Origin of the sequence: Mesorhizobium sp. M7D.F.Ca.US.004.03.1.1, assembly GCF_003998635.1 — a bacterium.
Taxonomy (GTDB): domain Bacteria; phylum Pseudomonadota; class Alphaproteobacteria; order Rhizobiales; family Rhizobiaceae; genus Mesorhizobium; species Mesorhizobium loti.
In genome coordinates this window covers 1-454 of record NZ_RZQG01001794.1, presented here as the reverse complement: position 1 = coordinate 454, position 454 = coordinate 1, and the positions used below count along the sequence as shown (strand labels likewise).

Sequence of the window (454 nt, the reverse complement as noted above, 5' to 3'; positions counted from 1 at the left end):
GCCAGGTGGTGATCGCGAGATGGTCGACATCCTGGCGCTTGTCCTGCAGCACGACGAACAGGCCGTGCTCTCGGCCGTCGAGATGGCATTGCAGGGCGGCGTTCCGACCAAGACCCATGTGCTGAATCTGCTGCATCGCCTGGTCGACGGCAAATCCTCCACGCCACCGATTATCGATGCGCCCCAGGCCTTGACCCTCACCAACGAACCCAAGGCCAATGTCGAACGCTACGATGCCCTGAGAAAGAATGCGGAGGTGCGCCATGCGTCATAATCCTGCCAGCGGCGCAATCGTCATCATGCTGCGAAGCCTGAAGATGCACGGCATGGCACAGGCAGTCGGCGAACTCACCGAACAGGGATCGCCAGCGTTTGAAGCCGCCATTCCGATCCTGTCGCAACTCCTCAAGGCCGAGACGGCAGAACGCGAGGTCCGATCGACAGCCTATCAGCT

General features: G+C 61.0%; 2 pseudogenes. Both read left to right on the top strand.

Annotated elements, in window-relative coordinates:
• Window positions 1-274: pseudogene (locus tag EN935_RS40070) on the top strand (IS21 family transposase); the annotation flags it as partial.
• Window positions 264-454 (top strand): annotated as a pseudogene (locus EN935_RS40065) (ATP-binding protein); the annotation flags it as partial. The pseudogenes EN935_RS40070 and EN935_RS40065, both read left to right, overlap by 11 nt.